A 23,933-nucleotide genomic window follows, 5' to 3' on the forward strand; every position below is an offset into this window, starting at 1 on the left:
AAATGACAAAACGTATTTTAGATAATAACGCGAATAAAAAGCCATTTATGCAATGGCTGTTATTGTTACTTGGCCCATGTGTCATGCTACTTACTTGCTTAGTTGAACCGCCAGTAGGGATGTCGGCTGCAGCGTTTAAAACCGCAGGCTTAGCATTTTGGATGGCCTCGTGGTGGGTGAGTGAGGTAGTGCCTATTCCTGCTACTGCGTTACTCCCTTTAGTGATTTCGCCGATTGTTGAAATAGCCGCGATAAAAAATGTTGCAGCGCCTTATGCGCATCCACTCATATTTCTATTTTTAGGTGGCTTTTTAATTTCAATTGCGATGGAACGATGGGGGTTACATAAGCGAATTGCCTTAAAAACAATGCTTTATGCTGGTAAAAAGCCAAGCTTACAAATTTTAGCGATGATGCTAGTGACTGCATTTTTATCAATGTGGATGTCTAATACCGCCACCGCTGTAATGATGCTGCCTATTGCCTTGTCTGTTACGCATTTAGTTAAAAGCTCCGATCCAAGTAATGAAGGGTTTGGTAAAGCCCTTTTACTCTCTATTGCTTATGGCGCAAGTATTGGTGGTGTTGCTACTTTAATCGGTACTCCACCAAATGCATTAATGGCGGCGTACTTATCAGACAGCTATCAGATTGAGATTGGTTTTGCGCAGTGGATGATAGTGGGTGTGCCATTAGCACTTAGTATGCTGATGGTGAGTTGGATTTGGCTCACTAAATTCACGTATAAAGTTGATGCGAATGTTCAAGCGAACAAGCGTATTGATACTAAAGCGGTATTTTCATCACAACTAAAAGACTTAGGCCTCATGCAACGAGCTGAAAAAGGCGTGTTGTGTGTATTTGTGTTGGCGGCTGTTTGTTGGATATTTCGACCTTTATTAGGCGATGTTACTGGCCTTAAAATTTCAGATACGGGTATTGCAATTGCAGCCGCATTACTTTTATTTGTACTGCCTGCTAATAAAGGCAGTGGTGAGCGAATTTTAGAGTGGGAAAGTGCAGCCAAAGTGCCGTGGGGCGTGTTGCTTTTATTTGGTGGTGGGCTAACACTTGCCTCACAAATAAAATCATCAGGATTAGCTGATTACATTGCCAATATGATTGAAGGGGCGAGTACCATTCCATTAGTTATGAGTATTCTTGTTGTGGTTGCGCTGATCACGTTTTTAACTGAAATCACTAGTAATACGGCAACAGCCGCAGGGTTTTTACCCTTGTTAGGCCCTGTTGCTGAGTCAATCACAGGCAGCCCGTTAGTGTGGGTTATTCCAGCCGCCATTGCGTGTAGTTGTGCGTTTATGATGCCAGTAGCCACGCCACCGAATGCAATTGTGTTTGGCTCGGGTGAAATAAAAATGAAAGACATGATCCGTGCAGGTTTTGTGTTGAACATCGTTGCTATTGTTTTAATTACCTTAGTTACTATGACCATTGCAGCGCAGGTTTTTGGCTTTTAATAAAAAATTACCGATGCTCAATTTATTGGGCGTCGGATTTAGTTCCAACCAACCACGTTGAGTGGTTTTGTATTGCTTTTACTGTGCTGCAAAATCACTCTTTATTGCTCGAGAAATAGAACAAGGTTATAGTCGTTGTAACGTTATACTCGAGTAGCTAATTTTGAACACACATACTTCTTCTATTGATTCGATTTATTCGCAGTTTAGTTATTTAAAGCACGCCTTTTATGAAACGCCCTATTTACCAATAGAGCAACGTATTGCAGTGTTAAAAAAAGTGCGTTCGAATGTTGCTGCACTTGAGAATGAGCTAATAGCGGCGGTATCTAAAGACTTTGGCTATAGAACGGCGTTTGACACGCTAGTGGGTGATATTTTACCAACCATGCAGGGGCTTGCGCATACTATAAAAAAACTTCCTCAATGGGCTAAACCCAGTCAGCGAAGCGCAGGTTTGAGTTTATGGCCCTCAAAAGTGAGTGTGACCTATCAGCCAATTGGTGTGGTTGGTGTGATTGCACCATGGAACTACCCTATTCAACTTGCGATTGTACCTGTAATAACAGCACTTGCGGCAGGGAACAGGGTGATGTTAAAGCTCAGTGAATTTACCCCTAACACTAATGCTGTGCTTGAAAAAGTATTCGCTGGTGAATTAAGCCAACACTGCACAATTATTCAAGGTGACAGCGACGTAGCGAGGGAATTCTCATCATTGCCGTTTGCGCACATGCTGTTTACAGGTTCAACTGCTGTTGGCAAGTTAGTGATGAGTGCTGCCAGTAAAAATTTAACGCCAGTAACATTAGAACTCGGCGGAAAATCGCCCGTTATTGTGTTAGAAAAAGCTGATATCAATAAAGCCGCGCGTGCTTTATTATTTGGAAAAATGGCCAATGCAGGGCAGATATGTGTAGCGCCAGACTACGTGTTTGTCCCGCAGGCGTTAGAACATCAACTTATTAAAGCCTTGTGTACGCTTTATAAAAAACATTTTAAACAAGGCGTAGAAGGCAAAAATCTGACCTCGATTATAAGCTCTGCGCATTACCAACGATTGCTAGGTTATTTAGAGCAAGCACAAGCGCAAGGCGCTAAAATTACTAAACCGCTTGAACAAAACCAGCAAGATGGCGAAAAGCACCGCATGGGTCTGCATATAGTCACGCACGTAACAGATGAGATGACATTAATGCAAGAAGAGCTATTTGGTCCCATTTTACCCATTATGAGTTACGACAAATTAGAGGACGTGCTTAATTATATTCGATTACGCGACCACCCATTAGCCCTTTACATTTTAGGCCAAGACAAACAAGCGCAACAGTACATTATTAAGCAAACACATAGCGGAACGGTTGCTGTAAACGACACCTTAGTTCAAGTGGCAGCTGATGATGTGCCGTTTGGTGGTGTTGGGCATTCAGGCATGGGGCATTATCACGGCAAAGAAGGTTTTTTGACCTTTAGTCATGCAAAAAACACTTTAGTGTCTGGCTCGGTTAATCCGCGTATTGGATTATTGCTTAAACAAAATAAATTATTGATCAAGGTACTAAAGTGGTTGTATGTAAAATAGCCTGCAGGGCTTAAACAAAAAAGCTGAGTGAATGATTTCACTCAGCTCGTTAGTTTATTGGTTAATTTAAAACAATCGACCTTCGCCTGCATAGGTGCCAGCTAAGATCTTCTCATAAATTGCATCTGCTTTTTCTTTTGCTCGTTCAACTTCTTTTGGAAGCATGGAGCGCTCGTCAAGTTTACGGCTATGGCTTGCTTGCATGTTGCCGTTATATTCAGCAATGGTATTCCAGATATAGGACATTTCGAGGTTTTTAGGCATGCCCAGTCCCTCAAAATGCATAAGCGCTAAATTAAATTGTGCTAAGGTATAATTGTTAGCGGCTGCTTTTTCGTACCACTTTCTAGCGGTTTTGTAGTCTTGAGTTACGCCAGTGCCGTTTGCATACATTACGCCTAGGTTAAATTGTGCAGCAGGGAGGTTCTTCTTAGCTGCTTTTTCGTACAAAGAAAACGCCCTTTGTTTATCAAGTTTAACCCCTTTACCCTCATCGTATAATACCGCCAAGGCAAACATTGAATCAGCATGGTTTTTCTTTACACCTTGCTGATATAGCTCAGCTGCTTTGCGGTAATTGCGGGTAACACCATGGCCGCCTTCATATAACTTACCTAATTCGTAAATACCGGGGGCAAAACCTTTTTCAGCAAGGTAATTAAATTCTTTTAGCGCCTCGTCAAACTGACCTGCATTAGCGGCTCTTATTCCTTCTTCTAACCCCGCATGAGCGAAAGGAGTCGCAATGACAATACCTGCAAGTAACAGTGCTTTTAAATTAAACTTTGACATGAGTATGTCTCCAAATTAGTTGTCGTTTTATGTAAACATCATAAAAGTAAAACTTATCAAGTAATTTTATTAAAAATTATGAGCTAAATTAATAACGCCAACGTTTATAACTTAGGTATTAACATGTAGCCTAACTATAGCTCAAAAGTTCCAAACTTATGCATATAGTCACGATATATATTACGTTTGGCTACGATTCTATAGAAAAATAAAAAAAATAAAAGCGAGCAATAGCTTACATCATTATTTATGATTATTTTAAGCCGCTTAAGCATCACACAACTGGGTGGATTCATGTTAAATAACTTAAACAAATTAACACTAAGCAAAATGATTTTTATAATTAGTTTATTGTTTCTTGCCGGTTGTTCTACCTCATTTGCTTATAACAACCTTGGTTGGTTATCTTCGTTTTGGGTAGATGATTACATTGACCTAAATAAACACCAATCAACGCAGTTAAAAATGATCATTAATAACACCCGAGATTGGCACCGAGAGGTTGAGTTACCAAAATATAAAGCCGATTTACTTGACTTAAGACAGCTGCTTGATAAAGAAGCAGATACAGCACAGTTAATGGTAAAAATAACGCAGGTAAAGCAGCATTGGCGCAATTTACTTTTGTACGCGAGTGATCCCTTAATCGAGCTGGCAAAAACATTAACGCAACAGCAGCGCGACCAATTGGTCGATAACATTCGCAAGCAAATTAATGATGAGATACAAGAGCATCAGTCTTTAAGTGAGAGCGAATATAAAAAAGAGCGCTTAGATACTCAGTTAGCGTATTATAAAAAGTGGCTCGGAAAACTTAGCTCTGTGCAAGTAGAGTTGGTTAAGTATGGTAATGATGCGCATATAAGCACCGCTGACTTGTGGTATGATTATAAACTTACCCGGCTCGCTGCACTAGAACAGCTTTTTAATAGCCCGCAAATAAGCGATGCTTTATATGCCCAGCAATTGAAAACCATTATGACTGAACGAGAGCAGTATATGAGTGCAGAGCTCATCGCTGCTAACGAGATAAATTTAAAGGCATACGCACAGCTACTTGTTGAGTTAAATAAAACACTCACAACTAAACAGCAAAGCCACATAGATCAGCAATTTAATGAGTTGGTTGGTACTGTTAACAAGTTAATAGAACAATAGTTAATATTGAATTGGTACCTTTTTCGTATTTAAGATAAAGTTAATCCGCTCTGTTTGTGATTGTTAAGTATCAAGGGTAGAATTTAAATATTATACGTTATTTAAGTTTTGAATGGACATAGCAGCACTTAACAGCACTAAAACCATACGTAATCATGTACTCAAATGGATGTGTGTGTGCCTTGGTTTTTTGTCATTAATTTTTGCAGTATTTAATTTATCAATTAATAAATCCTACTTAGTTGGGGGGCTGGAGATTGCCTTTTCTGCTTTGTGTTTTTATATATTCAATCAATTGACCAAGCACTATCAAAAAGATTGGTATGGCGTTGCTTTATGTCTAACATTATCTTTTATTATTTTATTTGGCACATATTTAGCGCCATTTGAAAATGGTTTGTTTTTATGGTCTTTTGTTTTACCAATTTTGTATTATTTGCTACTTGGTAGGCGTTTGGGCTTTATTCTATCTGCAACTTTTTTAATGTTGCAGTCAATTTTACTAGTTTACAAATCGCCACTTCTGCCATTTGTCTCAGTTAACCTTATCCTTAATTTATTGTTTATTTATATTAGTTTATGGACTGTTTCACATATTTTTGAGGGTAACCGAGCGCAGTTTTCTAAGCGGTTAAAAAATTTAGCATTATTAGATCCTCTAACCGAAGCGGGTAATCGCCTTTCAATGAGCCATTACTTTGAAATTGAACTCAAAGATAAATCGAACCTTTATCTATTTTTACTCGATTTAGATTATTTTAAACAAGTGAATGATAAATATGGCCATGATATTGGTGATAAGGTATTAGTTGAGTTGACCTCGCTATTGAGAGACATTTTCCCCTCAGGCTATATTTTTAGAGTAGGTGGGGAGGAGTTTTCATTAATGGGCTCTTTTACTAGTGCTGAATCTGCACAAGCCATGGCTGACAAGCTCATTAAGGAAATTGCCAAAAAGCAAATTGAAATCATTGATGAAACAATTACCTTAACTGCAAGTATTGGGCTTGTGAATTATCAACAACATCAAAGCTTATCAGAATTTGTTAACCTTGCAGATAAAGAGCTTTATAAAGCAAAAGCGGCAGGCAGAAATTGCGTATTTACTAATATTAATTAGGGTCTGCTGACCTTTGCGAATTACAATTTGTTCAAACTAGGGTCGGTTTAATCGCCCCAAGAGGTTTGTAACCTAGTGGGCTAAAAACCGAGCAAAGCTTCCGTGTCCTGCTTACGCCCCTAGGCAGAACCCTTTGGGCAGCGCCTGTTTGGCATTGATGCTGCGTTATCGCCTATTTATAGGCTAGGCGCGCTTAATACATCTTATCGAAATCAGGGATACTGTTTTCCCAAATAGGGGTATCTTTACCTATGTATTCTCGCACCGCATCAAAGAATAACCGTGTTCTAACAGGTAAGTCGCGATGAGGATATACCGCATACATAGCACTGTACTCCATGAGTTTTATATCGGTGAGTAGGGGAATTAAGCGACCATCAATTACTTCTTTATCTAAAATAAATGCCGGCGCTAAAAAGTAGGTGGTGCCAGAGAGGGTTTTCATCAGTAATACTTCTGCATCGTTTGCTCTAAACACACTTTTTATTTTTTGCTCGCAGTGTTCGCCAGTGTGGTTGTAGTAATTTATGCCTTCTACCCGCAGTGAGTTGCTTGCATAGCTAGCCGCTGGCAGTTGTGCCAAATCAGAGATTGTTGTTGGCATACCGTATGTTTCTATAAACTCAGGCGCGGCTAATAGTAACAAACGATTACGGGCAATTTTACGAGCAATTAATGATGAGTCTTTGGGTTCACCCACTCTAAACGCTAAATCAAATCCCTCAGATACAATATCAACCAGTCGGTCATCTAAACGCAGTTCAATCTCAACTTGCGGAAAGCGTTTTTGGAAATCGTTGATCACTGGCTGTAAGTAGCGTCGACCTATTAAAGTAGATGCGGTCACTTTTAATACGCCGCGTGGCTCTTGGTGATAGTTTTCTGCCATACGCACGGTTTCGCCCAATAAACTTCTGAGTTCACTGGCCTTTTTAATCATTTCGGCACCCGCTGCAGTCAGTGAAAATGAGCGTGTTGTTCTATTTAACAGCCTTACCCCAAGTTCATCTTCTAAACGACTAATTTGTTTGGAAATCACTGAACGATCGATATTTCGCATTTCTGCAGCTTTGGCAAATGATCCTTGCTCAACGACTTCAAGCAGCATTAATAGTCGGCTGGTTGTATCCATTATTTCATCTCATAACGAGTATTGATGCCATTTTGGCACTAATGTATTTAGAAATCTATCATTTTTGTCCTCATGTTTGTTCCGTATTATGCAATGCTAAATTAAAAGGAGCGTCGTTATGAACAAACACTTTATTGCTGTTGCAATAGCTACTGCATTATTTACACTCTCTGGTTGTGCAGATGAAAAGACAGCGCAATCGGCATCTACGCAACAACATCAACCTATAGATGTGGCAGAGGTTTTAGTAAAGCCGGTACAAAATTGGCACACTTACACAACGCGATTAGAAGCGCCGCAAAACGTGGCTTTAATGCCTCGGGTGTCGGGTATTATTGAGCGTATTGAATTTAATGAGGGTGATAGCGTTAAGCAAGGCGATGTGTTATTTCGCTTAGACGATCGCTCATTTGCTGCCACGGTTGAAAGTTTGCAGGCTCAGGTCAACAGTGCTCAAGCGGCACTCGAGCAAGCAAAAAGCGAAGCATCCCGTGCGGTACGCTTAACTGAGCGAAAAGCCATATCAACTGAGCAAGCACAGGCGCGCACTTCAACACTGCGTCAACGTGAAGCGCAACTTGCCGCACTTAAAGCGCAGTTAAGCTCGGCGCAGCTTGATTTAGAGTTTACCTCAGTGGTGTCGCCAATAGATGGCGTGATTTCTCGCGCAAATATCACCAAAGGTAACAATGTACTTGCAGGGCAAAGTGTGCTTACTTCTATTGTTTCTAATGACCAAATATACGCGTACTTTGATGTAGATGAGCGTACTTGGAATAGCGCATTTGACGAAATAACCGCTGCAAGCAAACAGCCGGTTGTGATGCAAAAAGTAGGGCAAGACGATTTTAACTATCACGGCCATATTAACTTTATAGATAACCAAATTAATGCCTCTACTGGCACCTTACGAGTACGTGCGGTGTTTGACGATCCTAGTAATGAACTGCGCTCGGGCTCATTTGCACGCATTAAGTTAGCGGCCAATGCGGTACGTGAAACTGTCATTATTCCAGATAGAGCCATAGGCACAGATTTAAAAAACCGCTTTGTGTTAACGGTAGGCGATAACAATGTACTGCAGTATAAGCTGGTTACGGTCGGTGAGCGCTATGGAGCGTTACGCGCCATTACATCAGGGCTTGAGCAAGGCGATGTTATTGCTGTTAATGGCCCAGCTCGTGTAGGTCCTGGCATGCCAATATCACCCAATAAAGTGGCAATTAATACCCAAGGCATTGCATTTACGCTAAATGCTAACCCTGCGGATTTAGTTGCTAAGCAATAAGGTTATTAGATGAAATTTTCACACTTTTTTATACAGCGTCCGATTTTTGCGGCTATGCTGTCGTTGATTATTTTAATTGCCGGTAGCATTTCTTTATTTCAGCTGCCAGTTAGCGAATACCCCGAAGTCGTTCCACCAACCGTTGTTGTGACCGCCAGTTACCCAGGTGCTAACCCGACAGTTATTGCACAAACCGTGGCAACCCCGCTTGAGCAAGAAATAAACGGCACCGAAAACATGTTGTATATGTTTTCACAAGCAACCAGTGACGGGCGCATGACGCTCACGGTGACATTTGCGTTAGGCACTGATTTAGACCGTGCCCAAGTGCAAGTGCAAAACCGAGTTAATAGTGCGCTGCCGCGTTTGCCACAAGAAGTGCAACGTTTAGGGGTTGTTGCTGAAAAATCATCACCCGATTTAACCATGGTGGTGCATTTATACTCACCCCAAAACAGCCATGACACTGCGTATTTATCAAATTATGCCGATTTAAATATTAAAGATGAAATAGCGCGTTTACCTGGTGTGGGTGATATTCGTTTATTTGGTGGCGGTAAATATGCAATGCGGGTTTGGCTTAACCCAGATGCGCTAGCATCACGTGAGCTTACTGCAAGTGATGTGGTAAATGCACTGCGCTCTCAAAATCAGCAAGTTGCAGCGGGTAGTTTAGGTGCGCAACCAATTTCAAATGACAGCCAGTTCCAAATTTTATTAAACGTCAAAGGGCGTCTTAATAGCATTGAAGAGTTTAAACAAGTCATTATTAAAGTGGGGGAGCAAGGGCAACTTACGCGTTTGTCAGACGTGGCACGTGTAGATTTAGGCCAAGATTCTTATGCACTGCGTGCTGAGCTTGACAATCAACCTGCTTTAGCAATGCCAATATTTCAACGCCCAGGATCAAATGCTATTGAGCTTTCTGATCAGGTGCGTGAAACTATGGCACGCTTATCAAAAGACTTTCCTGCAGGTGTTGAATACGACATTGTTTATGATCCAACGGTATTTGTTCGTGGTTCAATTGATGCGGTGATCGCCACTTTACTCGAAGCCATTGTGCTGGTGGTGATTGTGGTTATCGTATTTTTACAAACCTGGCGTGCATCGATTATTCCACTTATTGCAGTGCCAGTATCGCTCATTGGTACGTTTGCAGTAATGCAGTGGCTTGGGGTGTCTATAAATACCTTATCGCTATTTGGTTTAGTACTGGCAATCGGTATCGTGGTTGATGATGCAATTGTCGTGGTGGAAAATGTTGAACGAAATATAGAAGATGGCTTATCACCGCTTGAAGCCACCCGCGTGGCAATGACTGAAGTAACCGGTCCTATTATTGCCATTGCATTGGTATTGTGTGCGGTATTTATTCCGACGGCTTTTATTACGGGGCTTTCTGGGCAGTTTTACAAGCAATTTGCATTAACCATTACTATTTCTACGGTTATTTCAGCGTTTAATTCATTAACGCTGTCGCCAGCACTGGCTGCTTTATTGTTAAAACCGCACGATGCTAAGCCTGATGCGTTTACTCGCTTACTTAATAAATTATTTGGCCGTTGGTTATTCCAACCCTTTAACCGCGTATTTGACCGTGGCGCTAAAGGGTATGAAAAGCTGGTACAAAAGCTGATTCGTATGAGCGTTGTGGTTATGGTTGCATACATTGCCTTAGTTGGCGGTACGATTAAATTATTTGATGCGGTACCGGGTGGCTTTATTCCACAACAAGATAAGCAATATTTAGTCGCCATTGCGCAGCTCCCTGACGCCGCCAGTTTAGACCGTACAGAAGCGGTGGTAAAACAAATGCAGCAAATAGCGCTAGAGATCCCTGGAGTTGCGAACACAGTAGCGTTCCCTGGTCTTTCAGTAAATGGTTTTACTAATAGCCCAAATAGCGGCATTGTGTTTACGCCATTGGCGCCTTTTGCAGAGCGAACCGATCCGAGTATGTCGGCTTCGGCCATTGCGGCGCAGTTAAACCAGCGTTTTGCAGCCATTGATGAAGCCTTTGTGGCTGTGTTTCCACCACCGCCTATTCAAGGCCTTGGCACCACAGGGGGGTTTAAACTGCAAATTCAAGACAGAGCCAATAAAGGCTTTGAAGCCCTATTTAACAGTTTGCAAGCAGTGATTGCTGCGGCGCAAAAAGATCCGGCGTTAATGGGGCTGTATTCAAGCTTTAGAATTCAAGTACCACAAATGGATATTGATATTGACCGCGAGCAAGCGCTTATTCAGGGCATTCCATTAGATGAAGTGTTTAACTCGTTGCAAATTTATTTAGGCTCAGTGTATGTAAACGACTTTAATTTATTTGGTCGTACTTACCAAGTTAATGCCCAAGCCGATGCTGATTTTAGAGTGGATCCCGAGCAAATTCTTAACTTAAAAGTGCGTAATCGTGCCGGTAATATGGTGCCGTTAGGCTCAGTATTAACGGTAACACCTACTATTGGCCCTGATCGTGTAATGCATTACAACGGCTACCCAAGTGCAGAGCTCAATGGCAGCCCAGCGCCCGGTTATAGTTCTGATCAAGCGCAACTGGCGATTGAAGCTGTACTAGCAAAAACATTGCCTACTGGCATTGAATATGAGTGGACTGAGGTAACGTACCAGCAAGTATTAGCCGGTAATACCATGGTGTATGTATTCCCGTTAGTGGTATTGCTGGTGTTTATGGTACTGGCCGCACAGTATGAAAGCTTACGTTTACCACTGGCCATTATTTTAATTGTACCTATGACCATTTTCTCGGCGTTATTAGGGGTGTGGTTTGTAGGCTCAGACAACAATATATTTACGCAAATCGCCTTGATTGTATTGGTGGCATTGGCTGCTAAAAATGCCATTCTTATGGTCGAATTTGCTAAAGATAAGCACGACACTGGGTTATCGCACCTTGAGGCGATGTTAGTGGCGTGTCGATTACGTTTACGCCCAATTTTAATGACCTCCATTGCGTTTACCGCAGGTGTTATACCGCTTGTATTGGCCACCGGTGCTGGAGCAGAAATGCGCCATGCCATGGGAAATGCGGTGTTCTCGGGTATGATTGGGGTCACTGTATTTGGACTATTATTTACACCGGTGTTTTATATGCTGGTGGTAAAAAAGCAGCGCGTTGAGGAGTCTTCACATGACTAAATTTAAGCCAAGCACCCTTAAATTATCGCCATGGTTAAGCTTTGTATTAACGGTTGCTGTGTTATCAGGTTGTGCGAGTAAAATTGACACAGCCGCTGGGCAACAACAGGTTAATGAGTTTGTTGCCAAGGCGCTATCTGCAGAGCAATTTATAGGTGAAGATGAGCAAAACTGGTGGCATAAGCTGGGCTCAGCGCAGCTAAACCAACTGGTGAGCAACGCACTTGCTAATAATTACGACTTAAAAACGAGTCAGCTGGTATTAAAAAGCGCTTTGGCGCGTATTGGCGAGCAACAAGCGCAATACTTACCGCAAGGCGGTATTGAGATTGGTGCAAAGCGAAGTGGACTAGGTGATATCAATAGCCGACAATCAAGTGCTAATGTAGCACTTGATTGGCAGCTCGACTTATTTGGCCGAATTACTGCGTTAGTCGATGCCGCGAATTCACAAGCAATGAGCCAAGCTGAGCAAGTTAGGTTATTGCAAATTGAAGTGGTGTCGGCTGTGGTTAAAGGGTTTGTGAGTTATCAAGGTAATCTGCAAAAGCAGCAAATTATTGAGATGCAAATAGACGCGCTTGCACAAAGCATTCAGGTGCTACAGGCTCAAGTTGATGAAGGTGTGGCTAATGAGCTCGACTTAAACCGCACTATGGCGCAACTTAGACAGCAGCAAGCCTTGGTGCCGGCCATTGAATATGCCAAGTACCGTGACTTATCTACTTTGGCCGTACTAAGTGCGCAAACCACGCAATCACTGAGCATTAATGATGAACGTACTATATTAACTAAGGCATTTGCGGTGTCATTGGCAAAGCCTAATGCTGCAATAGCACTGAGACCTGACATAAGTCGTGCTTTATTTGATTTTAGCCAAGCAAATAGCCTGAGTGTGGCAGCCAGCAAAGCTTTATTGCCAGATATCAGCTTAAGCGGCTTTGCAGGGGTGTTAAGTTTAGGAAGCAACGGTTTTAGTGACACTCAGCAGCAATGGCAAGGTGCGCCGCAATTGCAGTGGTCATTATTAAGTTACCCGGCACTTTTAGCACAACGCGATGCGCAGCAGTTTTTAAGCCAAGCGGCGTATACTGACTACCAGCAAGTGGTATTAAAAGCGATTAACGAGAGTGAACTTTCTCTGCAATATTTGGTCAATCAAGCACAGCAATCGCGCTTTGCTGAGCAGCGTTATCAATTTGCTAATAATGCATTTTTACAAGCACAAGCAATGTACGAAGAAGGGCACATTCCTTACTTAGCGTTGTTAGATGCGCGTCAGGATGTTTTAATAGCACAAGAAAATGCCGTTGATTCAACTATTTCATCGCTACTTGCCAAGGTAAATGCTTACCAGTCATTTAATGGGCGATGGAGTTACGCGTTAAGTAATACTAACTAGTAGAGTTTTTGATGCCTAATACTGCAGATACAAACCCAAATACTATTCCTACGTTAATGCGCTCTATTGTGTTAAATGAGCCTAATGAGGATATTAACTTATCGGATACTCAGTTACCTGTGCCTCAGTGCACAGGGAATGAGTTATTAGTAAAAGTAGAGTACGTTGGTTTAAACCCGGTGGATGCACAATTTGCCAAGTCTGGCTTTTGTTTGTGGCAATACCCGCATGTTTTAGGTTTAGATGCCGTGGGAACTGTGGTTAAAGCGGGTAAAGGTATTTTTCCGGGGGTAGGGGAGCGTGTTATGTGGCACGCCAGCGTAGGTGAGCAAGGGGTACTAAGCGAATACGCAAAAGTGCCTAATTATGCGGTGTCTATTATTCCTCAGCAATTAGCCAGTGACAAAGCTGCAACTTTACCCTGCGCCGGAATGGCGGCATTGATCAGCTTAGATAAATTATCAGTAACTGAGGGCGATACACTTTTTGTTGAAGGGGGTGCTGGCGCAGTAGGGCAATTTGCTATTCAGTTTGCCAAGCAGCGCGGTGCAGATGTATTTACCACCGCCTCTAAGCGCAATCATAAGTTAGTTAAGCAACTCGGCGCCGATGTGGTCTTTGATTACAACGATAAAGCCTTATGTAACAAAATTCGTCGAGAGTTAGGTCCACAAGGGTTTGACGCCGTTATTGATATTATGGGTGGGGAATCGACTATTCAAAATATCGAGCTAATGCGTTTTTGTGGTCGTATTGCCTGTTTAAATCCACTCCCTAACTTCGAACAGCAGCTAATGTATCGGCGCGCGCCTAATATTAGTATTGTCTCCTTAGGAGGTGCGTGGCTAGCTAACAGCTTATGTGCGCAGCAGCGCATGAGCTTTATGGGCAATTTGTTGCTTGAAACGGTAGCAAATGGAGAGATAACTCCCCCAGAAGTTTTAGCTGTTGATTTTAATGCAGACGCTGTTTCGGCTGCACTAAATAATCAGTTAGCAGGTGGTTTTACTGGCAAACAGGTGGTTAAAATTAGTTAGACTCGATTTAATCTCTCGCTTTTAAAAAAACGCAGCTTAATTTTAGGCTGCGTTTTTTTGTTTTTAGGTTCTTCTAAAACACCCATTGATTGCTTTAGTGGTCTGAATTATTAATTTTTTAACAAAAAAATTAATTTTCAGCGTACAAGTGTAAGGCTTTCTATTTCAACAGTTTACGTTCAGGTAAAGAAAATAAATTGCAAAAACTGTTAATTAATTGAATAGAGTAATTGATCTAAAGCGATTTTTATGACGTAATGTAGGTATTATTTATCTGGTCGGATGAGTTCGTTATGAGTTTACGTACAAAATTAAAAAAAGTATTACCAAGCATTTCAGTTACTGAGCAAGAAGCGCTAGACGCTGGCGATGTATGGCTAGAAGGGTCTATCTATCGAGGTAAACCAGATTTCAGCGCGCTACGCGACGTACCTGCGGCTAAATTAACCGCAGACGAGCAAGCGTTCTTAGATGGCCCAGTACAAGAATTACTTGGCATGATTGACGATTCAGTCATTCAAAATGGTATTCATTTACCAAACGACATTTTAGAGTTTTTGAAAAAAGAGCGTTTCTTCTCGCTGATAATCCCTAAATCGTTTGGCGGTTTAGAGTTCAGCCCATACGCTAACTCAACAATTGTAGGTACAATTGCTACTAAAAGTTCAGCGGTTGCGGTAACGGTAATGGTACCAAACTCGTTAGGCCCGGGTGAATTACTCCTTCACTTTGGTACTGAGAAGCAACAAGCACACTACTTACCGCGCTTAGCAAATGGTACAGACATTCCATGTTTTGCATTAACTAGCCCAGAAGCAGGCTCTGATGCAGGCGGTATTCCAGATGTAGGTACCGTAACTAAAGGTATGTACAAAGGCGAAGAAGTACTTGGTTTAGAAATTACGTGGGACAAACGCTACATTACTCTCGCACCTATTGCGACCGTACTTGGTTTAGCGTTTAAAGTAGTTGACCCAGATGGTCTACTAGGTGGTAAAGAAAACCTAGGTATTACCTGTGCACTTATTCCAAAAGAGCACCCAGGCGTAGAGCTTGGTAACCGTCATGATCCTATGGGTATCCGTTTTTACAACGGTACTACACGTGGTAACAAAGTATTTGTACCAATGGACTTTATTATCGGTGGTCAGAAGAACATCGGTCGCGGTTGGCAAATGCTAGTTAGCTGTTTAGGCGCAGGGCGTGGTATTTCATTACCAGCACTGGGCGTAAGTACTGCGCAAGTTGCATTTAAATCAGCTTCTGAGTACGCAGCAGTGCGTGAACAGTTTGGTTTAGCAATTGGTCAATTTGAAGGTATTCAAGAAAAGCTAGCTGACATTGCAGGTAAAACATACCTACAAGAAGCGATGCGAGTACTTACAACTGAAGGTTTAGGCATGGGCTTAAAACCATCGGTAGTTACTGCAATTGCAAAATACCATATGACTGAGCTTGGTCGTGATGTGCTTGATTCAGCAATGGATATCCAAGCAGGTAAAGCGATTCAGAATGGTCCGCAAAATACATTAGCAAGTGGTTATGTAGCGCAGCCAATTGCGATTACGGTAGAAGGTGCAAACATTCTGACTCGTAACCTGATGATATTTGGCCAAGGTGTTATGCGTTGTCACCCATACTTACAATCTATGGTTGAGTCTATCCACAGCGATGACAAAAACGCAGATGCAGAATTTAATGGTATTTTACGTAAAACGATTGGCTACAGCACAGCAAATAGCTTACGTGCATTCCGTTTAGGTGTACTACCGTTTACTGCTGGTGCAAACTCAGCACTACCAGAAGTACGTGACTACGAAAAAGCAGTACATAAACTATCAGCTAAATTAGCTGTGTATGCTGACTTTTCGTTACTAGTACTTGGCGGTAAATTAAAGCAAGCTGAAATGCTTTCAGCACGCTTAGGCGATGTAATGAGCTTCTTGTATGCAGCTATGGCATCAATTAAATACTACGAGCAAAAAGTAGCAAGCAGCGAGCGTGAGCAAGCGGCTCCTTACTTCCATTATGCGACTCGTTTTGCACTACAAAGTGCAGAAGAAGCATTGCACAAGTTCTTAGATAACTTCCCTGCAAGTGGTACACGTAAGTTCATTCGTTTCATTACTATGAACTACTCAACTAAAATGCCAAAAATCAGCGATGATTTAATTCGTGAATTAGCGAAACAAGCACAGCTTGATACGGCATTTAAAGCGCAAATTACCCATTTAGTTAAGCCAATTGAAGGTGATGGTCATCACATTAACGAGCAAGCTTACAAAGCTAAAATGGCATCACTAGAGCTATTAGCAAAAGTGAAAAAAGCGCTACGTGCTAAAACGTTTAAGCCGGGTACACGTTTTTCAATCACACTTGAAAATGCACTTGCTGCAAAAGTAATTAACGACGCTGAATTTGTTCAGTTAAGTGATTACAACAAAAAGCGTGAAAAAGCGATTCGTGTTGATGAGTTCGATTTCGATATGAACATCCTAGACGACAACGCACAGCCAGTTAATCCGCTTAAAAGCGTGGTTAACCAGTAAAATTCAATAATGCAAAGCGCCTGCAGTTTAGGCGCTTTTATTGAATAAATACATTAGCGTGGAGCCCCGCTTGAGTGATATCAAGCGGGGCTTTTTTATGGGTTTTCAAAGTAGAAATAGATAGCGGTATTGGTCTTAAAGCGAATATGTATGCGTAGAGGATTAAAAAGAGACGCTTATAATCTTGAAAAAGGGCTAACAACCCCGTTGGCACCTTGTTGCAGTACATGGGTATATATTTGTGTGGTTTTAATATCAGAATGGCCAAGCTGAGCTTGAACAGTTCTTATATCGGCGCCATTTTGCAGTAGATGAGTAGCAAAAGAGTGTCTTAATGTATGAGGTGTTATTATTTTTGTTAATCCTGATTTTTGGACGGCTTTTTTCACCTCTTTTCTAATACAAGAGTGATGAAAATGATGTCGTCTTATTTCACCACTTTGAGGATCTGAACTTAATATATGAGAAGGAAATAAATACTGCCACGCAAGCGATTTTGCGGCACTTGGATATTTTTTTGTTAAAGCATATGGCATCCATACGCCAGAATATTCCGTATTATTTAAATCAAGTTTTAAATAGTCATCAACGTTCAAAATTTGATTTCTCAGCATAGGTATTAGCTCTGTGGCCAGCGTAACAATGCGGTGTTTATTACCTTTTCCATTCCATACTTGAATGCATTTATAATCAAAATCAATATCTTTCACCCTTAACTGCACCGCTTCCATTACTCTTAAGCCACTTCCATACATAAGCGCTACAATTAAATAATAGCGCTTATTTAAATGAGCCATCAACATTTTAACTTCCTCTGGGGTCATCACGACAGGGAGCTTTGCTTGTTTTTTACTGCGGGCAAAATTTAAGTTTAACGATAGTTCATTTTTTATTATGTGCTTGTATAAAAATGACAATGAATTAAGTGCTGTGGCTTGCGTTCGTGGTGCAACGTTTTGTTTTAACACTAAGTGTTCTAAATAGCGTTCGACCTCGTTGTCTCCCATTGAGGCAGGGTGGCGCTTATTATGAAAATGAATATAAGATGCAATCCATCTTAGGTAGGTATCTACGGTACGTAATGAATACTGACGCACTAACATATATTCAGCGATATAATTTAAAAATGGGGAACGCGTTTTCATATTTTCACCAATAAGAACACTGTATTTATATACAGCTTAGTTGTTTTGCTCCCATATTCAAGAAAATGCGCGCCGAGCGCACTTTCTTCTTTCTTATTATATTTAGTACCAAGAAAAAATTATAGCTGGTAATGAGTTAAGTTATTTGTTAAAAAGTAATTAATAAATATATTAGCGTAACGTTGGTAGAAATATACGCGACGAGCGCACTATAAAATTGTTATATTTTTTTTAGTTCAGTACGTTATAATGTTAAAACTCAAGTCGAAAGTCGAAAGCCGAAACGTGAATACGTCTCTCAGTGGTGGTCTCCTGAGACTGATGATGGCAGCCTCGATTTACTTTGCGTCAAATCCACCTGTTTTTGTGGTGCAGTTTCTCTTAGCGGAAATTGTGGGGTTTTTAACTAGTCAGACTAAGGAGGGAGAGCTTATGGGTATGAAAATTATCAACAAAATTAGTAGTCAATTTAAGCAACTTTCAAAATGTGTTGCCATGTTTTGGGAGAACCACCGCTCTTTTAAGTTTAACTTACTGATGATCTGGTGTAACTCCAGTGAAAAGAGCAAATTAGTAGGTGCGCATAGCCCAAATTACCTATAGCGCACTGAAATATAACAAGCAATTTAAGAGGGATTCACAACGCTCGGCATTTTTGCTTCTACTTCAAATTTAGTGTTTATGGCACAATGCTTTAGGTTTGGGTGGAGGCGTTGTTCACCCCTTAATTGGGCGTTAGATTTTCGGGGAGACAAGGTGCCTAGATCAGAGACAGTTCTACAAGTATTTGTTGCATCGCCGGGTGATGTCACCGAAGAACGAGAGGTGTTCGAATCCGTCGTGGACGAACTCAATCGCACTTGGTCAAAATCGCTAGGTGTACGTCTTGAGTTGTTGCGATGGGAGACTACTACGCGCCCCGGCATTGGCCGCGAGCCTCAAGCTGTCATCAATTCGCAAATTGGAGACGAGTACGACGTATTCATCGGGATCTTGTGGGGGCGAATTGGTACTCCAACTTCTAAAGCTGAATCAGGCACCTTAGAAGAGTTTGAAAGGGCGCGTGCTCGATGGAAAGCTGATCCTAGTTCCGTTGAAATCATGATTTATTTCAAAGACAAGGCAATTAAGCCCTCAGAAATCGATGGAGATCAAAATAATCGTGTTCAACGTTTCAAAAGCTCATTGGGAGACGAAGGTGTTCTTCATCGCACATTTGAGGGAATTGAGAATTTTGAATCATTAATACGAGCACATCTGAGTGCCGTTGCTCAAAAATGGAGCAAAGGGCAGTCTTCTTCCGTACATAGCTCGTCGACTCCACCCGTCGTGCCGTCAGGCACAGATGCAGTTAATTCTGTCGACTCGGAAGGTGACGATGACTTCGGCTTTTTAGATCATCTTGATCGCTACGAAATGTCTATGGAGCAGATGAATGCTGGCTTTCATGCAATTGCAGATGCAACTGTTTCGATAGGAGAACAAATGAACCGCCGAGCGGCGGAGATTCAAGAAATTGGCGAAATAAATGACCCTCAGCGAATGAAGGATGCTCGAAGGACAGTCAAGGCTTCGGCTGAAGATATGAACAGATATGCGGATATCTTGGATGGCCAGCTGCCTCTCCTAACTCGGTCGCGAAGAGAAGCCTTTGAGGCCATAAGTAAGGCACTGTCTCTGTACGATGATTTTGATAGTGAAGATACGTCACAAATTGATCAGCTTGGGCAGTCTCTTCGGTCAATGGTCGAAGCTGCTAGCGGCTCACTAGATAGCATGCGCGGGTTCAAGTCCACGGTCGGTGGTTTGCCCCGGTTGACGACGGATTTGAATAGGGCCAAGCGTCGCGTTGTGAAGTCTCTGGACGAGGTTGTCGCTGAGATTGAGGCGACCATAAATACTGCGGATAGCCTAGTGGGTTCGCTGCCTTGAGCGCCGTGCGCCGAAAATCTAACAATCGGCTGCACAAGGACGCCAAACTCTCCGCTTCGCTCCGAGTTTGCCGCCTGTGAGCAGTGGCGTTATATTTTTTTTAGTTCAGTACGTTATAATGTTAAAACTCAAGTCGAAAGTCGAAAGCCGAAACGTGAATACGTCTCTCAGTGGTGGTCTCCTGAGACTGATGATGGCAGCCTCGATTTACTTTGCGTCAAATCCACCTGTTTTTGTGGTGCAGTTTCTCTTAGCGGAAATTGTGGGGTTTTTAACTAGTCAGACTAAGGAGGGAGAGCTTATGGGTATGAAAATTATCAACAAAATTAGTAGTCAATTTAAGCAACTTTCAAAATGTGTTGCCATGTTTTGGGAGAACCACCGCTCTTTTAAGTTTAACTTACTGATGATCTGGTGTAACTCCAGTGAAAAGAGCAAATTAGTAGGTGCGCATAGCCCAAATTACCTATAGCGCACTGAAATATAACAAGCAATTTAAGAGGGATTCACAACGCTCGGCATTTTTGCTTCTACTTCAAATTTAGTGTTTATGGCACAATGCTTTAGGTTTGGGTGGAGGCGTTGTTCACCCCTTAATTGGGCGTTATAACGCATTTGAGTTCATCGTATATCAAGGAATGAAATGGACGAATATTGGAATCCGATGGTACCTGAATTGTCGGTATCAAACTTCACTACATCACTGAGATTTTATTGTGAAATTCTCGGTTTTAAGATTAGAAATCAACGAGATAATCCCGATTTTGCTTACTTGGAACTTGAAAAAGTCCAGATCATGTTGGAGCAAATTCATGATGAAGCTTGGGTCACGGATAGCTTAGTCGCGCCATTTGGTAGAGGCGTTAACTTTCAAATTGAGCTGTCAGATATATCTTCGATTTATGAGCGCATTCAAGCGGCAGACATCAAGTTGTTTAAAGAACTCAAAGAAACATGGTATGACATCGGCGAAATACTATCGGGTCAGAAAGAGTTTCTGATACAAGATCCGGATGGTTATCTTTTGCGCTTTACCGAGTATTTAGGTGAAAAATCCAAGTCATAGAATTGCGTTATAACAAACAATTCAAGCAGACCCTCAACGCGTGGCATTTTCGTTTTGCGTTGAGTTTGGTGATTACGGTGTTATGCGGGAAGTTGGTAGTCGCGTTTCGGGCTACTTAATTGGGCGTTATGAGTTTCTGGAGTTCATATGTTCAAAATTGCAGATATAGAAATTGATAAGCAAGACCAAGTTTCTACTTTTATAGCAGCAGAACTAGAAGATTTAGCTTTTGAAGTTACCGTCAAAGACACTAATAGTCGCCAGTTAGACTCAAATATTGATCACGTAGTGGAGCGGAAATTATCAGAAAGTGCAGTAAAGGTCTTCTCAAAAAAAGATCGTGTAATAAAGACGAACTCGGAAAAAGTGGGGGAACTCGATATTGCCTTTGAAGCTAGAAATGGTCAAACGTACTTCATTGAAATTGAAAAGAGCAATAAGAAAACAATATGGTTTGATTACGTTAAGCTATTAACTCTTATCCAAGAGAACGAAGGTTCATGTGGCATTATAATTTGTCCGAAGAACTACGCGCATAAAGTTGGTACTTGGAACCTTTTCAAGGAAGCTGTCGCATACAAATCACATTTGGCGAGGGTATTTCAATCGTCATCATTAGAGCGTGTGTATGTCATAGGGTACACGCAATACGCATATCTTGATGATAGCTGGGTGAAGTTTACCCCAGAAACAGTCTTGCGAATAAAAAACTCATAACAAACGCCTCAAGAGGGACTGCCAACGCGTGGCGTTTCCAGTCCCATTGAGCCGCGGTGGTTATGGTTATTGTGTTTGAGTTCAGTGGTAATGCGTTGTCAGTGTAGTGGTCAACTAATTTTGGCCACAATTTTAGAATCTTGGTATCTAACCTCAGATTCATTTGGCGCTAAACCAGCATTATAATGATGTGGTCTAACGTTGTTGTAATATCCGTTGATATAATTACTCACACTATATTTAGCATTTTTAAAGTTTTCGTATCCAACCTTTGGCATCCACTCCGTTTTAAAGCTTCTAAAAAATCGCTCCATTGGCGCATTATCCCAACAATTTCCGCGTCGACTCATACTTTGTGTAATTTTATAGCGCCATAAACGTTGGCGGTACTTCAAGCTCGTATAATGGCTCCCTTGATCTGAGTGAAACATCAACCCACTTGGCTTACCTCTACTTTCATACGCGAGTTCAAGCGCCTTTAATGTTAAATTAGTATCTGGCGACAACGACATTGCCCAACCAACCACTTTACGCGCAAATAAATCAATAACGACCGCTAAATAAGCCCAGCGATTGCCTGTCCAAATATACGTTACATCACCGCACCACACAGTATTCGGTTCAATAACATCAAACTGCCTATCAAGCAGGTTTGGAATTTCAAGGTGTTCATTACCACCGCGCTTATATGAATGTTGAGGAACTTGGCAACTTTCAAGCTTTAACTTAACCATTAGCTTAGCGGCGCGATAACGGCTCAATTCAAAATCATTGTTTGTCGCTATTGTAGCAATTGTCCTTGCACCTGCTGAGCCTCCACTCATTCTATGTATTGCTTTAACTTCAGCCTCTAACCTTACTTGCTCAGGTGTCGGCGTTGTATCGCGTATAGCCCAATATTTATAGCTGCTGCGATGCACATCGAATACGCTACACAGCACGCTAATTGGATAATGCTCTCGTTGATTTAACTTCTCGATTAACGAGAATTGTTCAGGGAGTCGGACATCAAGAGAGCGGTAGCCTTTTTTAATATGTCCTTTTCTAATTCAATGCGTTGGATTTGCTTTTTAAGTTCACGAATTTCAATTTGTTCGGGCGTCATTGGTGAAGCCGATGGTGACTGACCATTACGCTCTTGCTTTAATTGAGTAACCCACTTACTTACGGTTGATTTACCAACACCCATAGCCTTGGCTGCATCTTCTTGCGTATAACCTTGGTCGACTACAAGCTGAGCTGTTTCTAATTTGATTGCCGCAGAATACGTTGCGCGTTTTAATTTCGTCATTTTTTCACCCAAATTTGTATGCTTATTAGCATAACATTTCTTTCTTAATGGGTGGCCAAAATCACTGTACCACTACAATTACACTGGAAAGAGGATACAGACGGAATTACTACTGGCGATTATTATGATATCTATAATAGGTTGTTTGGCACGAATTACCCTACTAACGATGTAACATCTTTCAAGGAATTATTGTTCAACAAAGCAAATGAGATTAAAAATAGGCCTAACCATGAGGGGCTTAATTTAGAAGATAAAGTGGTTTTATCAATAGCTATTCGAATGAAATCTGAAATTTTCCTTATCGAAGAAATGAGGAAAATAAAATCTGATGATAATTATTGGTGTCAATCAATGAATCAGTTTGGTGCTTTAATAAAGTCATACACAAAAGAATTGCCTTATAGTCAAGCTATCAAAACCCTTGAGAAGGTAAGTATTACCGTTAGCTCTAATATTCACCTTAACTCTTTCATGTATGAACCAATATTAGATTTGACTATCGAACACTTAATTACATTGTATTCAGAGATTTTAGGGTTGGAGTCTGCTGTGCCAGTTCCTCAAAAAAGCGAACTAGCCCTATAACAAGGCCATTAAATTCGCTCCCTACGGTCGCCCGACGCTCGCAAGCTCGCGCGGTTTATGGCGGCGTTGAGGCTGTAGAATTACTCATTTGGTCAAATTTTTAGGTGGTTTAAGGGGTCTCAAATGCATTGCTTAGTACGAGATAATCGCTTAGAAAGCGATACAGGAGGTCTAAAAAATGGCCAAATTTATAAAAATAGAAATTCTACAGGCTCGTTATGTTTAATCACGCAAAATCAGTTGGTTGCATCTTTTCTTTGCTCCATCGGCTTGTTGGTTTTGTGCTTGTCGGCAAGTTGGCTTCGTTTGGCGCTGTTTTCCGGACATTTATTCTTTGGCGCTGGAAATTCAGAGTGTTGCCTCAGTCAATTTTTGAGTAAGCGCGAGGTAGGTGCGGCTGGCTCAATCAGTATTTTGACCACAAGTTTTTGGGTTTGAGTTGCCAAAATTCGAAGTCTGTTTTTCAAATCTATGAGTCATTTCAGTTTTTTAGGTCT

The 23,933-nt window shown here is 41.5% G+C and carries 18 protein-coding genes and 2 other RNA genes; 16 read left to right on the forward strand and 4 right to left on the reverse strand.

The features are described from left to right. Nucleotides 1–2 precede the first annotated feature (2 nt). Both KG708_RS10555 and KG708_RS10560 read left to right on the forward strand, forming a co-directional pair. Nucleotides 3–1,478 carry a DASS family sodium-coupled anion symporter gene (locus KG708_RS10555; protein ID WP_213609619.1) on the forward strand — a complete coding sequence of 492 codons (1,476 nt, stop codon included), beginning with the start codon at nt 3–5 and terminating at the stop codon, nt 1,476–1,478. 163 nt (nt 1,479–1,641) lie between these two features. After that, nucleotides 1,642–3,060: a coniferyl aldehyde dehydrogenase gene (locus tag KG708_RS10560; RefSeq protein WP_213609621.1), complete on the forward strand. Its 1,419-nt coding sequence runs from the start codon at nt 1,642–1,644 to the stop codon at nt 3,058–3,060. 66 nt (nt 3,061–3,126) lie between these two features. Here KG708_RS10560 and KG708_RS10565 read toward each other — a convergent pair whose 3' ends face one another. Continuing rightward, nucleotides 3,127–3,852, reverse strand: coding sequence for a tetratricopeptide repeat protein (locus KG708_RS10565; RefSeq protein WP_213609623.1), 726 nt, complete (start codon nt 3,850–3,852; stop codon nt 3,127–3,129). 294 nt (nt 3,853–4,146) lie between these two features. On the opposite strand from KG708_RS10565, the gene KG708_RS10570 reads away from it, so the two are divergent. Together KG708_RS10570 and KG708_RS10575 are read left to right on the forward strand one after the other, a co-directional pair. Then, a complete protein-coding gene (locus KG708_RS10570) occupies nt 4,147–5,010 on the forward strand; it encodes a DUF6279 family lipoprotein (RefSeq protein ID WP_213609625.1) in 864 nt (287 codons plus the stop codon). Nucleotides 5,011–5,122: 112 nt separating this feature from the next. Then, nucleotides 5,123–6,130 carry a GGDEF domain-containing protein gene (locus KG708_RS10575; protein ID WP_213609627.1) on the forward strand — a complete coding sequence of 336 codons (1,008 nt, stop codon included), beginning with the start codon at nt 5,123–5,125 and terminating at the stop codon, nt 6,128–6,130. 193 nt (nt 6,131–6,323) lie between these two features. Here KG708_RS10575 and KG708_RS10580 read toward each other — a convergent pair whose 3' ends face one another. After that, nucleotides 6,324–7,262 carry a LysR family transcriptional regulator gene (locus KG708_RS10580; protein ID WP_213609629.1) on the reverse strand — a complete coding sequence of 313 codons (939 nt, stop codon included), beginning with the start codon at nt 7,260–7,262 and terminating at the stop codon, nt 6,324–6,326. A gap of 118 nt (nt 7,263–7,380) precedes the next feature. Between KG708_RS10580 and KG708_RS10585 the strand changes: the two genes are divergently transcribed. The 5 genes from KG708_RS10585 (at nt 7,381) to KG708_RS10605 (ending at nt 16,697) form a co-directional block, all read left to right on the forward strand. Beyond that, nucleotides 7,381–8,550: an efflux RND transporter periplasmic adaptor subunit gene (locus tag KG708_RS10585; protein ID WP_213609631.1), complete on the forward strand. Its 1,170-nt coding sequence runs from the start codon at nt 7,381–7,383 to the stop codon at nt 8,548–8,550. Nucleotides 8,551–8,559: 9 nt separating this feature from the next. Then, nucleotides 8,560–11,709, forward strand: a complete 3,150-nt coding sequence (locus KG708_RS10590) for a multidrug efflux RND transporter permease subunit (protein ID WP_213609633.1) — start codon at nt 8,560–8,562, stop codon at nt 11,707–11,709. Then, nucleotides 11,702–13,111, forward strand: a complete 1,410-nt coding sequence (locus KG708_RS10595; protein WP_213609635.1) for a TolC family protein — start codon at nt 11,702–11,704, stop codon at nt 13,109–13,111. Before KG708_RS10590 ends, KG708_RS10595 begins: the two co-directional genes overlap by 8 nt. An 11-nt stretch (nt 13,112–13,122) precedes the next feature. Next, complete coding sequence (locus KG708_RS10600; protein WP_213609637.1) at nt 13,123–14,148, forward strand: zinc-binding dehydrogenase; 1,026 nt, start codon at nt 13,123–13,125, stop codon at nt 14,146–14,148. Between the two features lie 293 nt (nt 14,149–14,441). Then, the gene (locus tag KG708_RS10605) at nt 14,442–16,697 is read left to right on the forward strand and encodes an acyl-CoA dehydrogenase (RefSeq protein ID WP_213609639.1); all 2,256 of its coding nucleotides are present in this window, start codon (nt 14,442–14,444) and stop codon (nt 16,695–16,697) included. A 176-nt stretch (nt 16,698–16,873) separates the two neighbouring features. On the opposite strand, the gene KG708_RS10610 is transcribed toward KG708_RS10605, so the two are convergent. Then, the gene (locus KG708_RS10610; RefSeq protein WP_213609641.1) at nt 16,874–17,842 is read right to left on the reverse strand and encodes an integron integrase; all 969 of its coding nucleotides are present in this window, start codon (nt 17,840–17,842) and stop codon (nt 16,874–16,876) included. Nucleotides 17,843–18,118: 276 nt separating this feature from the next. On the opposite strand from KG708_RS10610, the gene KG708_RS10615 reads away from it, so the two are divergent. The 5 genes from KG708_RS10615 to KG708_RS10635 all read left to right on the forward strand — a co-directional run bounded on the left by KG708_RS10615 (nt 18,119) and on the right by KG708_RS10635 (nt 21,557). Beyond that, nucleotides 18,119–18,179, forward strand: an RNA gene (locus KG708_RS10615) — hammerhead ribozyme type II. A gap of 419 nt (nt 18,180–18,598) precedes the next feature. Beyond that, entirely contained in the window at nt 18,599–19,774 is a 1,176-nt protein-coding gene (locus tag KG708_RS10620; protein WP_213609643.1) for a hypothetical protein, read from the forward strand. Between the two features lie 145 nt (nt 19,775–19,919). After that, nucleotides 19,920–19,980, forward strand: an RNA gene (locus KG708_RS10625) — hammerhead ribozyme type II. Between the two features lie 437 nt (nt 19,981–20,417). After that, nucleotides 20,418–20,840, forward strand: coding sequence for a VOC family protein (locus tag KG708_RS10630; protein WP_186464033.1), 423 nt, complete (start codon nt 20,418–20,420; stop codon nt 20,838–20,840). A 147-nt stretch (nt 20,841–20,987) separates the two neighbouring features. Beyond that, nucleotides 20,988–21,557 (forward strand): hypothetical protein, encoded by a 570-nt coding sequence (locus KG708_RS10635; RefSeq protein ID WP_057556396.1) that lies wholly within the window; start codon nt 20,988–20,990, stop codon nt 21,555–21,557. 110 nt (nt 21,558–21,667) lie between these two features. On the opposite strand, the gene KG708_RS10640 is transcribed toward KG708_RS10635, so the two are convergent. Continuing rightward, nucleotides 21,668–22,848, reverse strand: a protein-coding gene (locus KG708_RS10640; protein ID WP_213608108.1) for an IS3 family transposase whose coding sequence is annotated in 2 segments (ribosomal slippage) — nt 21,668–22,590 and nt 22,590–22,848 — 1,182 coding nt in all. Because the reading frame shifts where the segments join, the coding sequence is not laid out codon by codon here. A gap of 192 nt (nt 22,849–23,040) precedes the next feature. On the opposite strand from KG708_RS10640, the gene KG708_RS10645 reads away from it, so the two are divergent. Both KG708_RS10645 and KG708_RS10650 read left to right on the forward strand, forming a co-directional pair. Then, nucleotides 23,041–23,436 carry a hypothetical protein gene (locus KG708_RS10645; RefSeq protein ID WP_213609645.1) on the forward strand — a complete coding sequence of 132 codons (396 nt, stop codon included), beginning with the start codon at nt 23,041–23,043 and terminating at the stop codon, nt 23,434–23,436. 123 nt (nt 23,437–23,559) lie between these two features. Continuing rightward, the gene (locus KG708_RS10650; protein ID WP_213609647.1) at nt 23,560–23,874 is read left to right on the forward strand and encodes a hypothetical protein; all 315 of its coding nucleotides are present in this window, start codon (nt 23,560–23,562) and stop codon (nt 23,872–23,874) included. Nucleotides 23,875–23,933: the final 59 nt, after the last annotated feature.

Origin of the sequence: Pseudoalteromonas sp. (assembly GCF_018402495.1) — a bacterium.
GTDB lineage: Bacteria > Pseudomonadota > Gammaproteobacteria > Enterobacterales > Alteromonadaceae > Pseudoalteromonas.

Bases quoted from the DNA above. Each gene is read 5' to 3' on its own strand.
- KG708_RS10555 (WP_213609619.1), top strand. From the start codon at position 3: ATGACAAAACGTATTTTAGATAATAACGCGAATAAAAAGCCATTTATG.
- KG708_RS10565 (WP_213609623.1), bottom strand. From the start codon at position 3,852: ATGTCAAAGTTTAATTTAAAAGCACTGTTACTTGCAGGTATTGTCATT.
- KG708_RS10570 (WP_213609625.1), top strand. From the start codon at position 4,147: ATGTTAAATAACTTAAACAAATTAACACTAAGCAAAATGATTTTTATA.
- KG708_RS10575 (WP_213609627.1), top strand. From the start codon at position 5,123: ATGGACATAGCAGCACTTAACAGCACTAAAACCATACGTAATCATGTA.
- KG708_RS10580 (WP_213609629.1), bottom strand. From the start codon at position 7,262: ATGGATACAACCAGCCGACTATTAATGCTGCTTGAAGTCGTTGAGCAA.
- KG708_RS10585 (WP_213609631.1), top strand. From the start codon at position 7,381: ATGAACAAACACTTTATTGCTGTTGCAATAGCTACTGCATTATTTACA.
- KG708_RS10590 (WP_213609633.1), top strand. From the start codon at position 8,560: ATGAAATTTTCACACTTTTTTATACAGCGTCCGATTTTTGCGGCTATG.
- KG708_RS10595 (WP_213609635.1), top strand. From the start codon at position 11,702: ATGACTAAATTTAAGCCAAGCACCCTTAAATTATCGCCATGGTTAAGC.
- KG708_RS10600 (WP_213609637.1), top strand. From the start codon at position 13,123: ATGCCTAATACTGCAGATACAAACCCAAATACTATTCCTACGTTAATG.
- KG708_RS10605 (WP_213609639.1), top strand. From the start codon at position 14,442: ATGAGTTTACGTACAAAATTAAAAAAAGTATTACCAAGCATTTCAGTT.
- KG708_RS10610 (WP_213609641.1), bottom strand. From the start codon at position 17,842: ATGAAAACGCGTTCCCCATTTTTAAATTATATCGCTGAATATATGTTA.
- KG708_RS10630 (WP_186464033.1), top strand. From the start codon at position 20,418: ATGGACGAATATTGGAATCCGATGGTACCTGAATTGTCGGTATCAAAC.
- KG708_RS10635 (WP_057556396.1), top strand. From the start codon at position 20,988: ATGTTCAAAATTGCAGATATAGAAATTGATAAGCAAGACCAAGTTTCT.
- KG708_RS10650 (WP_213609647.1), top strand. From the start codon at position 23,560: ATGCATTGCTTAGTACGAGATAATCGCTTAGAAAGCGATACAGGAGGT.